The sequence below is a fragment of the Aromatoleum petrolei genome (assembly GCF_017894385.1).
Lineage (GTDB): Bacteria > Pseudomonadota > Gammaproteobacteria > Burkholderiales > Rhodocyclaceae > Aromatoleum > Aromatoleum petrolei.
In genome coordinates, this window is sequence record NZ_CP059560.1 from 4,353,711 (window position 1) to 4,368,498 (window position 14,788).

8 protein-coding genes are annotated in these 14,788 nt (G+C 68.8%); all 8 read right to left on the reverse strand.

Annotated features, from left to right (window positions below):
- Positions 1–19: 19 nt before the first annotated feature.
- Positions 20–841 carry a mechanosensitive ion channel family protein gene (locus tag ToN1_RS19930; protein ID WP_169205140.1) on the reverse strand — a complete coding sequence of 274 codons (822 nt, stop codon included), beginning with the start codon at positions 839–841 and terminating at the stop codon, positions 20–22.
- Positions 842–1,103: 262 nt separating this feature from the next.
- Complete coding sequence (locus ToN1_RS19935) at positions 1,104–1,484, reverse strand: Hsp20/alpha crystallin family protein (protein WP_169205141.1); 381 nt, start codon at positions 1,482–1,484, stop codon at positions 1,104–1,106.
- A gap of 13 nt (positions 1,485–1,497) precedes the next feature.
- Complete coding sequence (locus ToN1_RS19940; protein WP_169205142.1) at positions 1,498–1,938, reverse strand: Hsp20/alpha crystallin family protein; 441 nt, start codon at positions 1,936–1,938, stop codon at positions 1,498–1,500.
- Positions 1,939–2,085: 147 nt separating this feature from the next.
- Positions 2,086–2,655, reverse strand: coding sequence for a carbonic anhydrase (locus ToN1_RS19945; protein ID WP_169205143.1), 570 nt, complete (start codon positions 2,653–2,655; stop codon positions 2,086–2,088).
- Between the two features lie 134 nt (positions 2,656–2,789).
- Positions 2,790–8,588 carry a CHAT domain-containing protein gene (locus tag ToN1_RS19950; protein WP_169205144.1) on the reverse strand — a complete coding sequence of 1,933 codons (5,799 nt, stop codon included), beginning with the start codon at positions 8,586–8,588 and terminating at the stop codon, positions 2,790–2,792.
- Positions 8,589–8,648: 60 nt separating this feature from the next.
- A complete protein-coding gene (locus tag ToN1_RS19955; RefSeq protein WP_169205145.1) occupies positions 8,649–9,443 on the reverse strand; it encodes a caspase family protein in 795 nt (264 codons plus the stop codon).
- A 205-nt stretch (positions 9,444–9,648) separates the two neighbouring features.
- Positions 9,649–10,599, reverse strand: a complete 951-nt coding sequence (locus ToN1_RS19960; RefSeq protein WP_169205146.1) for a chitosanase — start codon at positions 10,597–10,599, stop codon at positions 9,649–9,651.
- A gap of 53 nt (positions 10,600–10,652) precedes the next feature.
- Entirely contained in the window at positions 10,653–14,696 is a 4,044-nt protein-coding gene (locus ToN1_RS19965) for an EAL domain-containing protein (protein ID WP_169205147.1), read from the reverse strand.
- Between the last annotated feature and the right edge of the window lie 92 nt (positions 14,697–14,788).

Sequence of the window (14,788 nt, forward strand, 5' to 3'; positions counted from 1 at the left end):
CCCCCGCGCCCCCACGCGCTCAGACGCCCGGTTGCTGCATGATCACCACCTGCGCCGGCATCGGCGCGGGGAAACCGGCTGCCGCAAGAGTCTCGCGGATGACGCGGTTGCCGTCGAAATACACCTGCCAGTAGTGGTCGTTGTGGCAGAAGGGGCGCACGGCGAGCACCGGGCCGACGAGGTTGAATTCGAGGATGTCGACTTCCGGCGCGGGGTCGGCGAGTACGTTCGGTACCGCGAGCAGCTTTTCGCGCAGCAATTGCATCGCGGTGAGGTGGTCGGCGCTGCCCGCGAGCTGGCATTTCAGCTCGACGCGGCGGTAGGGGTTGGCGGTGAAGTTCTGGATCGTGTCGCCGAATACCTTGCCGTTCCCCACCAAGGTCATGACGTTGTCGGGGGTGTTGATCGCGGTCGCGAACAGGCCGATCTCCTTTACGGTGCCGATCACGCCGGCCGCGCTGATGAAGTCGCCGACCTTGAACGGGCGCAGCACCACGACGAAGATGCCCGCGGCGAGGTTGCCGAGCAGTCCGCCCCAGGCCGCGCCGATGGCGACGCCGATACCGGCGACCAGGGCGGCGAAGGTGGTGGTCTGCACGCCGAAGTAGCCGAGGATGGCGACGACCAGGATGATGTTCAGGGTCACCGACAGGAAGCTGCCGACGTAGCGCATCAGCGTCGGGTCGACCTTCTGGCGCTCCATCGCCTGCTGCAGCAGGCGCCCGGCGAGTCCGATCAGCCAGCGGCCGACGATCCAGAAGATGATTGCTGCGACGACTTTCAGACCGATGTCGGTGGCGTAGGTCATGACGAGCTGGCCGTATGTGTCCATCTGTTCCATGGCAATGCTCCGGGTCGGGTGACGGAAAGTGGAGACGGCACCTGGAATGCAGGAAATGTCGTGCGCGTCATGCAACAAGACTAGACCGCAAATATTGCAAATGCACGGTCAAACGTCATGAAACGGGTCATCCGTGCAGTTGCGTCGCCCCGAACGTGTGCGGCAGATGATGTGGAGCGCAGACATGACACCGGCCCGAGCCGGGCGATTGCTCGCCCGGGACGGGCCGGCGTTGCGGGGGCAAGGCTTCGCGGGAGAGGCCTTACATCACGGCGATTTCGATCTTGCGCGGCTGCGCGTGCTCGGCTTTCGGGATGCGCAGCTTCAGCGCGCCCTGGTTGAACTCGGCCGAGACCTTGTTCGCATCGAGCTCCTTCGACAGGGTGAACACGCGGCGGTAGCGGGGCAGCGTCACCTCGGCATGGGACGATTCCATGCCCTCGGGCGCGTCAAGACTGATCTCGCCCTCTATCGTCAGCGTGTCGCCTTCGATCTGCAGGTTCAGCTTGTCCTTCGGCACGCCCGGCAGGTCGGCGTACAGGGTGATCCCGCCCGCATCCTCGATGACGTCGACGGGCGGCAGCAGGGCCATCTCGCTGGCCGCCGTCTCAGGCTTGCGGGTGACGTTGGTGGTGTCGCTCATGTCCGGTTCCTCCTCACTCGATGCTGATGCGGCGCGGCTGGGCGGCCTGCCTGCGCTGGACGCTGACGTGCAGCACGCCGTCGCGGTACTTCGCGCTCACGCCGTTCGGGTCGGCGTCGTCGGGCAGGGTCACGACGCGGCGGAAACGCCCGGAGAAGCGCTCGTCGATATGCACCGTGGCTTTGGCTTCCTTCGGTGGCAGGACGCTCGCGCGCTCGCCGGTGACCGTCAGCACGCCCTTTTCGAGCTGCACGTCGATCGTCGCCGGGTCGATGCCGGGCGCGAAGGCGTAGATCTCGATGGACTGCGGCGTGTTGCCGACATTCATCGCGGGGAAGCCGCCGCGCGCGAGACCGCGAATGCTGGGAGAGAACTCGTACGACTGCTGCATTTCGCGCTGCAGGCGATCGAGTTCGGACAACAGATCGCGGGGAAACACTGATCGGTAGAACATCATGATCCTCCTTCGGACAGAGACGGGCGTCCGCTCGCAACGCCCATGTCTCCGGATATAGAGGCGGTCGGCAGGACTTCAAGTCCACGTGCCAACCGCCGGGCCGGAAGGAGGAGGGGAGCCGCGGCGCGGCCCGCGGAGGAGCGGTCAGGCGAAGTTGCCGAGCGGCTCGACGGAGCCGTCGAGCGCCATCAGCAGGGTCTCCACCTGCAGGCCGGGGTGCTTGTCCGTGATGGCGGTGGCTAGGCGATCCAGGTGGTCGCGGTGCACGGCGGCTTCGCGCACGGGTTCGGACGCCAGGTCTTCCCCGAGGATCGCCTTGTACGCGCCGCAGTCGCGGTGGTCCATGACGACGACCTTCTTCACGTCGTGCAGCTCGATGGCGACGGCAAGATGATCCCAGAAGGTGCGGTTCCAGGCGGGGTATTTGTCCGTCAGCGCGCCGAGCGAGGCGCCGGCGAGCACGATGTGGTCGTACTTGTGCGTGAGACCTCGGTCCGCCATGTAGTGCTCGACGCTGTCCATGAGGCGGAAGTCCATGCAGGTGAGCAGCAGGATGTCCGTATGGCCGCCGGCGAGCGCGGGGCGGGTCTGCGAGACGGTGCCCAGCAGCGCGATGCCCGCCGCGAGGGTCGCGCGCGTGAGGAAGGTGCGACGGGCCTCGGAGTGATCTTCCCCATGCCCGTGCTTGCAGTTGCAGTGGTCGTGAGAGTCCATTGTTCGCCGTTCTTTTTGATGGAATTCAGATGGAGCCGGGCGCAATGGTATACCTCGGAAAGATCTCGAAATATGCGTTAAGAATACTTAATGGTGCTGGGGAAAATCGCCAATTCCCTGGCGAGCCAGGCTTGTTACCGATTCCGCTTGATGCGTTTGGATTGTTTGGCTTGCGCCGGGGGCGGCAGTCCGGGGCAGTCCTGTTGGCCCAGGTTGCGTGCCAGTTCGCCCAGCACGCGGGCGTGCATTGCATCGCCGTGATTTCCGCGCAAGGCCGCCAGACGCGCAAGCAGGCAGATCTGCTTCACCACGGAGTCGAACTTGCGCGCGCTGCGCGGCACGCTGTCGATCGCCTCCTCGTAGATGCGTGCGAGGGCCGGCCCGTCGTCGGCACACACGCCCGCGAGCAGCCGCGCGGCGAGTTCGGCGTCGGCCGGCTTCACCGCATCGAAGAAGTCGCCGCTGTGCGCGAATAGCGCGCGCGCAGCCTGTGCACACATGGCCGCCTGATCCATGCCGCGCTTGCGCGCGGCAGCGTCGTCGGCTTCGAGGAGGAGCCAGTCGAGCTGTAGCCGGTTGATCATCAGGTAGGGATCGAAGCCCGCATCGCCCGGCGTGCCTTCGGCCCCGAAGTAGGCCTCGCGCGCCCGCGCGAGCAGCGCGCGTACGGTCGGCCAGTCGCCATCCTTCGCCGCGAGCACGGCGGCTTCGCGCTTGAGCGCGCTGCCAAGGAGGGCGCAGCGTTCGCCGTTGGGCGGCAGGATCGTGCCGGCAGGCATGGGCTTCGCCAGGGCGATAAGGTTCTCGAGGCGCGCGACGGCCGATTCGATCAGGGCGGCGTCGCCCTGCGCCTCGCCCATGCGTGCTTCGAGGTTGGCGAGTTGTTCGACGACGCGCACGGGCACGCGGCCGCTGCGGTCCTCGCCGGCGAGCGCGATGCGATAGGCGGCACAGGCGCGTTCGAAGCCTTCGCTGCCGAGTTCCGCATAGATCGCGCCGATGGCGGCCTGCACTTCGGGCAGATCCTTCCACGCCGCCGGGACATGCGCGAGGATGGCCGCAATGTGGCGTGCGACCTCGGCCACGCCGCGAGCGCGGTGCGACAGGTCGACGCGCACGCGTGCGAGGGCGTCGGCGAGGTCGACCGGCGACACGATGTTGGTGGGGACGCGCGCCGTGCCGTCGTCGGCGGGGGCTTCCAGCATGTAGTGCGGATCGCCGTAAGCCTGGTAGGCGCCCCAGGTGTTGTACTGCGGGAACTGCTCCCAGGCGTCGCGGCGCGCGGTGAATACGGCGGGGCCGAAGGGTTTGCCGTCGCGCACGAAGCTCTCGAAGAAGCTCGTCGCGAAGAGGCGGGCGGCCTCGTCATTCACCTGCCAGCCGGCTGCGACCACGCAGCGCACGCCGATCTCGATCAGCTCGCGGGCGAGGCTGTAGGCGAGCCGGTTGGCGGTGTCCGGCGCGACGGACATCGCGCCGAGGTGGCAGCAGTTGAGGAACACGAGCTCGGGCACGACTTCGAGCTGCGACACCTCCGCGGCGGTGAGCAGCATGCCGTCGGAGAGGACGACGCCGGTGCGCCGCGTGCCGTCGCGCGCCGTGGCCTCGAACACCCCGTGCGCGGCGATGACCAACACCTTGCACGGCTGGCGGAAGAGGCGCGCGAAGACGTCGAGCGCCTCCTGGCCTTCGCCGTAGCTGACTTCGTAGCCGCATTCTCCGAGCAGGTCGCGGATCGCCGCGCCTTCGGCTGCGGCTCCGGGCAGGTCGGGCAGATGGTCGTCCGGTGGCGCGGGCAGCGCCCGCGCGGGATCGCCGAACTGGGCGTAATAGCCGTGGGTGGAGGGGTTGGCGATCACGCAGGCGAGCTTGCGCGTGATGCTGAGCGGGTTGCGGCGGAAGCGCCCGGAGGCGAACTGGCGCACGATCGCCGTGTTAAGCGCCATCGGCTGCTCGTCGGCCTGCAGCATCTCCCACGGCAGGTTCGCGGTGTAGCCGTCGACGACCAGGACGAGTTGTTCCGCCTCGCGCGCGGCCGCCTTGAAGTCCAGCGGCACCATCAGCTGGAACAGCGTGCGCGACAGGTCGGCGTTGTAGTGGTCCTGGGTGATCGCGTTGCGCACCAGCGCCTCGACGAGGCCGGGCTGGCGCTGGTGCAGGACGCTTTCAGCGCGCGCGCGTTCGGACAGGAACACGTATTTCAGGCGTGCGGCGATCGCGCGGCTGTCGTCCGCCGCAGCCTGCCCACTGCCGTCCGCGGGGCCGTCATCCGCGGTGACGAGCATGCGCGGCCAGTAGCCGAAGGGCGCGAATACCGACAGGCGCGGCCGGGCGCCTTCGCCCTCGTTGAGCCGTTCGGCGACCTCGATGCGCGACTCCAGGCGGCGCAGGTCGCCGGCCATGCGTTCGGGCAGCTGGCGCACCGCGCGGGCGGCGCTGATCGCGGTATCCATGAAGAGTTCGATCAGTTCGAGACGTGCGACCCGCAGCCGCGTCAGCGGCATCGCATCGGCGAACTGGTGATTGGCGGCGAGCACGCCGCGCACGATGGATTCGATGGAGTCGTCGACGCTGATGTGGGCGGTGGAGTTGTAGCCGATCAGCAGGCTCGCGAGCGTGAGCTCGCTCGCGCCCTCGTCCCCGCCGTGGCCCTCGGTGCCCTGGCGGTCGTGCGAGTGGAGCAGGTAGCGCAGGACGCCGGCACGCACGGTCTCGACGATGTCGGCGGCGGACAGTTCGCCGAAGCGCCCCAGGCCGACGATCACCGCGCCGCGGCCGGTGCCGCGCAGGCGGTCTTCCCGGCTGCGTGCCTGCAGCACGACGGCCGCCGAGCCGATTTCGCCCGCATACACGCCGAGCCGTTCACGCTGGCGCAGGGCGCCGTCGACCAGCGCGTCGTTGATCGCGGCCTCGGCGCCGGCGATCGCGTCGCCGAGGTAGTGGCCGCACAGGATGGGCTGGCGCGCGAAGCGCAGGTCCATCGCGCTGACGGACACCTGCAGCGGGTGGATCGCGGTGACCGGACGGCGCCGTCGCGGGCGCGTGCCGACGAGGCTGCACGCGAGTTCCTCCTCCGTCGGCAGCACGGGCGGCGGGGCGTCGTAAGTCGCGGTCGGGGCAGCGGCGCCGCGCGTCGCGGGCAGGCGGCCGAGGCGGCTCGTGGTGCCGGTCTGCAGCAGGTCGACGACGGCGGGGAAGTATTCCTCGGTGCCGGTCAGCGCGCCGTGGTCGACGGGCATGTACCAGTATTGTTCGGTGGGCAGGTTCGCGAGCCGGCCGGATGCCCAGCTCACCGACCCGTCGCCCAGCGGGGTGCCGATCAGCTTGATCTGGCCGCCTTCCAGCGTGGTGCCGCAGGGGGTGTTCTCGGCTTGGCCGAAGACGTAGCTCACGCGCTCGACGGGCTGCGGCGCGTCGTTCGTCGCGAGCGGTCCTTCCCACAATCCGCGCGCGGCCGTGAGCGTGGCGGTGCTCGGTTGACCGCCGATGCCGTCGCCGAACCAGCGGTCGCGGTTGGCCTTGGCGGCGGCCGGCCAGATGGGGGCGCGCAGCCAGTCGTCGTGCAGCGTCGGCCCCGCGTCGATGAAGCCGGGGCGCGGCAGCAGCTGCATCGCGCCGGGGAAGCCCGCTACGATGTCGAGCACGCCCTGCATGCCGTGGCCAAGGTCCATGCGCGCGAGCTGGCGCATGGTGCCGGACTTGCCGAGTAGGGTCTCGACCATGAGGTGCGAGCCGTTGTTGGGCGTGCCCAGCATCACCAGCCGTCCGCCGGGGCGGCGCACGACCTCCGCCCACAGGTCGGGGTGCGTCGCGATCATCGTCCGGCACACGAGGCCGCCCATGCTGTGCGCGAGCAGGCGCACGGGCTGGTTGGGGTGCGTCTTCAGCGCTTGCCGGAGGATGTCGGACAGGCGCTCGGCCGCGCCGCCCGGGGCATGGATGGGCCGGCGCCAATCGTAGGGGAAGCGGATGACCCGGTGCGTCGCCTCCAGATGCTCGGCGAGGTCACCGTAGAACATGTCGAACAGTGCTTCCTCGCGCACGTCGGCCTTGTCCATCGCGATCTTGGCGAGGCCGCCGGTCGCGAGGTCGAGGAAGTCGAACCACACGCGGTCGCCGTCGCCGGACTTGCGCCCTTCCTTGCGCAGCTCGAGGTGCGAACCCATGATGCCCGGCAGGAAGATCACCACCGGGCGGCTGTCGGGGCGCGGCGCCTCGCGCAGGGTGGTGCGGCTGGCGGCGCGTTCGCGTGCCTCGGCGGCACCGGGTTCGCGGCGGCGCGCGATGGCGCTGAAGGTGGGCAGGGTGGCCGGGTCGCTGCTCGTGAGCCAGTCGCGCAGCGCCGTGCGGGTGTGGCGGTTGGCGAAGTAGCTGAAGTGATTGACCGAGGCGCCTTGGTCGAAGAGGTAGCGCGCCTCGTTGCGCATCGCCAGGCCCGCGTACATCGAGTCGGTGTCGACGACGAGGTCGTTGTCGTGGCGGTCGAACAGCATCCAGTCGGTGAACATCACGCCGAGGCGTTTCAGGATGCTGGTTTCCTGGATGTCGCCGCTGATGACGGCCATCGCGATGCCCTGCTTGCGCTGTGCGGTCGCGAGCAGCGTGCCCATCGGGGCGTCGGTGAGCATCGCCTCGATGCCGGGGACGAGACGCGCATCGACACGCTTGTCGGCAATCTCCAGCACGACGCGCTTGAATGCGGACAGCACCGCGCCGCCGGCCGGCCCGGTCACGGCGCCGACGAGCCGGGTGGTCAGGCTCAGGAGCCCGGACAGGAACAGGTCGAGGTTGTCGGAGAGCAGCGTCGTGCCGCGCGCGGGGCAGGCCACGCGCACGTAGCGTTCGATGCGGAAGTTCTTGTCGGCGAGCTCCTGGCGCAATGCGCGCAGCGTGTCCTGCTCGCGCGCTGTGAGGAGGTCGCGCAGGCGCTTTTCGCGCTCGGATTCGCCCGCGTTGGGCGGCGGGGCGTGGCGATACGCGGCGATGGCGTCGTCGCTCAGGCCCGCGAGGCAGAGCAGGTCGCCGACGAGGCCGCCGCGCGAATGCGTGACGACCGACAGGCGGGCGCCGGCGGGCAGCGTGCGGGCGAGCTGCAACGCGTTGTCGATCGGGCTTTCGGAGAAGGTGCGATGCTCGAAGCCGAAGATGCGCTCGCCGAAGCGGCGTGCGAGGGGATCCCAGTCCGCGGCGGCGCTGCCGGCGCGCAGATCCTTGAAGCTCCCCAGCGTGTGCGAGGCCGTGCCGTGGATGAAAAGCAGCATCGGCGCGTCGCCGATCGCGGCGAGGCGCGGGTCGTTGGCGGCGCAGCGGTCCGAACTGCCGAGGCCGTCGCCGTCGCGCCACTGGTAGAGCCCCGGTTCGCCCGCGAGGCGGCTTTCGATCGCCCACATCAAGGCCTTCGCGCCCAGCCACGAGGCGCCGGCGGAGGCGAGATCCTCCGCGCGCTCGCCCAGCCAGTCCTGCAGCCATTCCAGCGCCTTGTCGCGCGCGGCGTCGGCGATCGCGTCGTGCCCCAGCGTGAGCACCGATACGCCCGACCATAGCCAGTCGGGAATGCCGCGCGCCGCCGCGGCCGGGTCGCGCAGGGCGGCGAAGTCGATCGAGCCGTCGGCGCGCACGGCGTCGGGGCGCACCCGCGCGAGGTCTTCGCGGAGCTTGTCGGCGCGGATGAACACGGTGGTGCCGTCGCCCGCTTCCAGCGCGAGGAGGCTGTCCTCGCGCAGGCGCGCGTCGGTCGTGGCGGCCGCGTCGCGGCCCGGCGCGCTCAGCGCATAGCTGGCCTGCACCGCGACGACGCCGTCGAGGAAGGGATCGGGGGCCGCAGTGTCGGCCGCGCGCGTGCCTGCCTTCAGGGCTGCGGGCAGGGCGTCGGCTTCGCGCGCGGTGCCCGGCAGGTGGAAGACGAGTTCGCTCGGTTTGCGGGGTGCCGGCATCCTGGCCTCCTGCGGCGGTGGGGATGGACGCGCCGGCCGTCGAGGGGCCGGCGCGGGGCGTTACGCGAACACCTTGAAGCGGCGCGCGCTGCGGGTGCCGAAGATCTGCGGATCCTGCGGCAGGCGGGTGGAGGGCAGATAGTTGCGGATTTCCCTGAACCAGTGCTCGTAGGTCGCCGTCGCGGGCAGGTTTTTCAGCGTTTTCAGTGCATAGAAGGTGAAGGCGCCGTTGGGGCGGCCGTTGAAGCTGGTGTCCCAGCTGAACTGGGTGTCGAGGCAGCCCGCCAGCAGCAGGTCGCCGCCGGCGCGCGTGAAGCCGCCGGACAGCCGCGTCGGGCGCGTCGTGTCCGCGGGCAGGGCTTCGCGCTTCATCCACACCGACGGGGGCAGGAAGCGGGCGCGCGGCATGCCGGGGTCGAGATCGCTCTCGTCGCCGCGCGTGACGGTGCCGGAATGGCAGCTGTCGGAGATGAGGACGATGCGCACACCGCCCGCACGCCGGCTGAAGAGGTCGTGCAGTTCGTCGTCGAGCAGCACGTTGCCGCTGTCGATGTCCCACGGGCACAAGGCCTCGTCGCGCGCGTCGGGCTCGTCGCCGTCGGTGTCGGGCAGCCAGGTGCCGTGGCCCGAATAGGTGAGCACGATCGTGTCGCCCTTCGCCGCACCGGTGACGAGCGTGTCGATGGCCTGCACCATCGCCGACTTGGTCGCTGCCGAGTCGAGCAGCTTGCTTGTCGAAAAGCCGCGTTCGGTGAGCGCGGCCCCCCAGTCGCTGGCGTCATTGACGCAGCCGGAGAGGTCGCTGTCGGTGCCGGGGTAGTTGTTGATGCCGATGCAGAGCGCGCGCCTTGCCATGAGAGTCTCCTTCGGATGTGGAGCATCCCCGCCTCCCGCGGCGGCCCCTGCTGCCCGCATGCCGGAGCAATGCGGTCGGAATCGGGCGCAACCTTGCTGTCGGGGTATGTGGGCTGCCGCGCCCGGGACGGGGCGGCGCCGCGCATTTATTCTGTTTAATTATCTGTGTAGAGCCCGCCTACCCCTTTGTCAAACCCGGCCTGTGTCAAGCCGTGACGTCATCGAACGCGCAAAGGCGCGCGACCTGGGCGATGTCGGCGACGCCGGTGGCGGGCAGGCCGTTCTTCGCCTGCCAGGCCTTGATGCAGCGCGCGCTGGTCTGGCCGAAGAGGCCGTCGGCCTTGATGTCAACGCCGCGCAGCGACAGACCCAGCTGCAGGCGGCGCACATCGAGCCCGCGCATGATCGGCGAGCCGACCGCGAGCGGGCGCGAACCCGGGGCCGGGCCGTCGAAGCAGCCCGGCGGCAGGGCGGACAGCGTCGCGGGCGAGATCTCGGCGTTGCGCACGACCAGAGGCAGCTCGAGGTTCCAGTAGCCCTGGTCGATCAGGCGCTGGAAGGCATCCATGCGATACACGGTGGGGCGCAGGTCGGCGCGCGCATGGCCGCCAAGCCAGGCGCGCCGCGTCGCCACGTAGCCGGCGATCCATTTCCGTTCGCCCGCGTCGGCCACGCTTCCGTGCGCGGCGTTGCAGCGGTCGCGCATCGCCTTCCATGCGCCGTGCACGAAGCTGTCATACACCACGGCGCAGCCCAGAGGCGAGGCGATGCCCTCGCGGGCGGCCGTGCGCATCGCCGGCTGCCAGTAGTGCTCGTCGAAGAAGGCGTCCTGCACGTCGCGCATCACCGCGTCGTCGGCGCCCGCGCGCAGGATGTTGTGCAGCGCGCCGTCGCTGTCCAGCGCGAGGTCGACGGCATCGAAGCGCGGCAGGTAGCGCTCGAGCAGCGGGGCGAATTCGGCGCCGGGCGCCGTGCAGTACTGGCGCAGCAGCTTGGCGAGGTTGCCCGAGCCGAGCGTCGTCTGCGAGCGTCCGTAGGTGAGGTGGCCGGTGTCGCCGCGGATGATCGTGACCATGCCGTAGTCGCCCAGCACTTGTCCGGTCTCGAAAAGATTGACGATGCTCTCGGCGGTCTTCTTTTGCGTGGCTGTCAGCATGGACTCGACTCCTGTCGTCGGGGAAACTCGGGGGGAAGGGATGGGGGCGGTGCTCAGCCGCCGGAGCCGCTCCGGTCGTCGAAACAATCGATCAGCGCGATCACCAGGTCGCGCGATGCCGCGCGGAACTTCAGGCCGGCGAGCGCGCGCCGCGCCGAGGCCTGATAGCCATGGTTATAGTCGGCGACGATCTGGCCCGCCAGCCTGTGGAAGTCCTTGTGCATGCGCGCGAGATGCGCAAGGCGATCGGCGGGCAGGGCGCCGTTGCCGTCTATCCAGCGGCCCAGCTCGCACAGGCTCTCCGAGCTTGCTTCGGCATCGTCCAGCGCGTCGGCGCTGGATCGCCCGCTGACATAGGCGTTGAGCCGCTTGCGCCAATTGAGGTGGGCCTCGATGGTCTGCTTCAGGTCCAGTCCGTGCCGCCTCCACTCTTCCCGTTCCAGGAACGCGGCCAGATCGGGCGAGCGTTCGCCGAGCAGCCGGCGCAGCCAGGCGTCGATGTCGAGGTCATCGCGCCGCAAGGCGGTGAGCAGGCGCGACTCTTCCGGGCCGAGATCGTCGACCGAGGCCAGCAGGAAATGCTTCTGCAGCATTGCCTCGAATGCCTCCGCCGGCAGCGGCTTGCCGATGAGGTAGCCCTGCAGGAAGTCGCAGCCGAGCTCGCGCAGGAAGCTCACCTGTTCCGTGGTCTCGACGCCTTCCGCGGTGACGTGCAGTCCGAGACTGTGCGCCATGTTGATGATCGCCTCGACGAGATGCGCGTCGTTGCGGTCGTCCGGGCAGTCGTTGATGAAGCTGCGGTCGATCTTGACGATGTCGACGGGAAAGCGCTTGAGATAGGACAGCGACGAGAAGCCGGTGCCGAAGTCGTCCAGCGCGTAGCCGATGCCCAGCGCCTTGATGTCGCGCATGCGCGTCTCCATCGATTCGCTGCCGCCCATCAGCACCGACTCGGTGATCTCGACCATGAGGCTGCCGCGGTCCATGCCGAACTCGTTCAGCACGCCGGCGACCAGGTCGGGCAGGCCGGCTTCGCGGAACTGCACTCCGGACATGTTCACTGCCAGCCGCAGCGTCCGGTGCCCTTGTTCGCGCCAGGCCCGGGATTGGCGCGCAGCCTCGCGCAGCGCCCATTCGCCGATGCCGATGATGAGGCCGCTGTCCTCGGCCACGGGGATGAACTCGAGCGGCGAGACCGGGCCGCGCTCGGGGTGGGTCCAGCGGATCAGCGCCTCGGCGCCGACCAGTTCGCCGCTGTCGGCATCGACGATGGGCTGATAGTGCAGCGAGAAGGCCTGCTGTTCGAGCGCGGTGCGCAGGTCCGCCTCGAGCTTCAGGCGCGCCAGCGCGTCGCTCTGCATCTCGCGGGCGTAGAACTGGAAGCGGTTCTTGCCGGCCTGCTTGGACTTGTACATCGCGATGTCGGCGTTGCGGAACAGCGTCTGCACGTCGTCGCCGTCGTCCGGGTAGACGGTGATGCCGACGCTGCCCGACATGCGGTGCTGCATGCCGCCCAGCGAGAACGGATCGCGCAGCACGCTGACGATCTTCTCGGCGATCGCGTTCAGGTCCTCGGGCTCGGCGAGGTCGTGCACGACGATCGTGAACTCGTCGCCGCCGAAGCGCGCCACGGTGTCCTGCTCGCGCACGCAGAAGGTCAGGCGGCGCGCGACTTCGACCAGCAGTTCGTCGCCGGTGTCGTGCCCCAGCGTGTCGTTGATCCACTTGAACCCGTCCAGGTCGAGGAACAGCAGGCCCACGCGGCTACGGTAGCGCCGCGCATGCGTCATCGCCTGGTCGAGGCGGTCCTGCAGCAGGCTGCGGTTGGCGAGGCCGGTGAGCGGGTCGAAGTTGGCCTGGCGCCAGATCGCTTCTTCCTGCTGCTTGCGCTGGGTGATGTCGTTGAACAGCGAGATGAATCCCGCGATCTTGCCGCGGTCGCCATAGATCGCGGAGATCGTTTGCCACTGCGGGTAGATCTCGCCATTCTTGCGCCGGTTCCAGATCTCCGATTCCCACAGGCCCTTGTGGTTCAGCGAATCCCACATGTTCGTGTAAAAGGCCGCATCGTGGCGCCCGGAAGAGAGCATCGACGGACGGTGCCCGAGCACTTCGTCCGCGGTATAACCGGTGATCGCGGTAAATGCCGGATTGACGGCCGTGATCTTCGCATTCGCGTCGGTGGTCATGATTCCCTGGTTCGACGCGTTGAACACGACCATCGCCTGCTTCATGCGAGTTTCGATGCGCTTGCGCTCGGTGATGTCCTGCATGCTCAACTGCAGCAGCGTTCGGTCGCCATGGCGGAAGCTCATGCAGCGGATCTCGGCATCCCACTCCTCGCCGTCCGGGCGGCGGTTGCGCCACTCGAACACGCTTTCGCGCGCGTCCAGGCAGCGCGCGAGCCGCTCATTGCCGGCCTCGCCCGACGGGCGCCCGTCCGGCTGCACCGGCGCGGCGAGGTTGAGCGGGGAGCGGCCGATCATGCTGCGCCGGTCCGGGTACCCGCACAGGGCCGCCGCCGCGTCGTTGCAGTCGATGAAGCGGCGCGTGCCGGGGTCGAGGATCACCTGCGCGATGTGAGAATGCTCGAACAGTGTCTTGTTGTACGTTTCGCTGTCGACCAGCGCCTGCATCGCCTCCTTCTGCCCGGAGACGTCGTTCATCACCCCGACGAACTGATGCGGTTCGCCGCCGGGGGAGAGGATGGGCGCGATGCGCAGGTCGCTCCAGTACAGCTCGCCGTCCTTGCGCCGGTTGAGCATTTCGCCCTGCCAGCTGTCGCCCCGCAGGATCACCTTCCACAGGTCCTCGTACACCTCTCGCGGCGTCTTGCCGGAGCGAAACAGCGCCGGCGTCCGCCCGACCGCCTCGTGCGCAGGGTAGCCGGTGATGCGCGAGAACGCGGGATTCGTATACCCGATCGTCGCCGAGCGGTCGGTGATGACGATGCCCGAAGTGCTCGCATCGACCGCGACCTTGAACAGCCGCAGCCGGTGCGCCGCGCGGCGGCGCTGTTCCAGCAGCACGCCGGCCAGCACGATCAGCAGCAGCGCGATGATCTCGACGTGCATGTGCAGCAGCGTGGTCCGGCCCAATTCCGACCGATCGACCACGTGATACACCGTCCACGGCGCATTGCTCAAGCGTACACCTGCGAGCAGCCAGCCTTCGTGCCCGCTGTAGTCGGCTTGCGTGACGTCGACGAGATCCGGCAGCCGGCCCGACAGCTCGCGTGGCAGCGTGCGGTCGACGAGGCGGATTTCCGAATCCCCCGGTTTGACCACCGCGGGGTCTGCGATCAGTTGGCCCTGTTCGTTGGCGACGAAAATCCGGCCGATCTCCATCCCGGGGCCGGCGAGGTAGCCGTTCAGCGTGGTAAGCGTGATGTCGAGCGCGACGATGGCGCGGAAGCGGCCGGCAGCATCGTAGACCGGTGCGGTCACCGAACTCATGATGCCCTTGCCGGCTTCGTCGACGTAAGCCTCGCTCCATTTCAACGCCTGCTCGGGATTGTTCTCGGGTGCGGCGCGTGTCACGACGGGGTGCGTCAGCATCTCGTCGCGCCACGACAGGTACTTCGACTGCGCGTCCAGCGGGTAGACGCTGACGAAGCCCGCGCGTGACGTGTAATACACCCAGGCCGCCTGGGGAACGTTTTCGCGCACGCGCTGGAACACGGGGATCAGGTGCAGCGCGACCTCGATCTCGCGCTCCATCGGTGCGGGGAGGGCTGCGGGATCGCCGCGGCCGAAGACATACGCACCCAGGCCGGGCGGTACATCCTCGGGAACGTGCGTCGTGGCGAACAGGCCGGGTTCGGGGAACGTCGCGAAGGCCTTGCGCAGCGGGCTGCGTGCATGGACGACCTCGTCGCGCATCGCGCGTTCCGCCTCGACCCGCAGGATCGCGACGTGGTCGGTTGCGGACTTCGCCGTGGCATCGAGTGCGCCGCTCATCGCCTGCAGGCTCTCCCCCGAAAGGCGCAGCGCCGCGGCGACGCGGAAGGACCACAGCTCGTAGAAGCCGAACCCAGCCAGCGCGATCACTGCGGCGTACGCGATGAGCACGACCCGGTTGAGCTGCGGAGCTTTCACACACCACCTGATTTGCTGGGGACAACTCCCGCAAATCTAACGTATTACGGTGACAGGGAGATGCCGAAATGACGGCAGGGCACTCAATATCT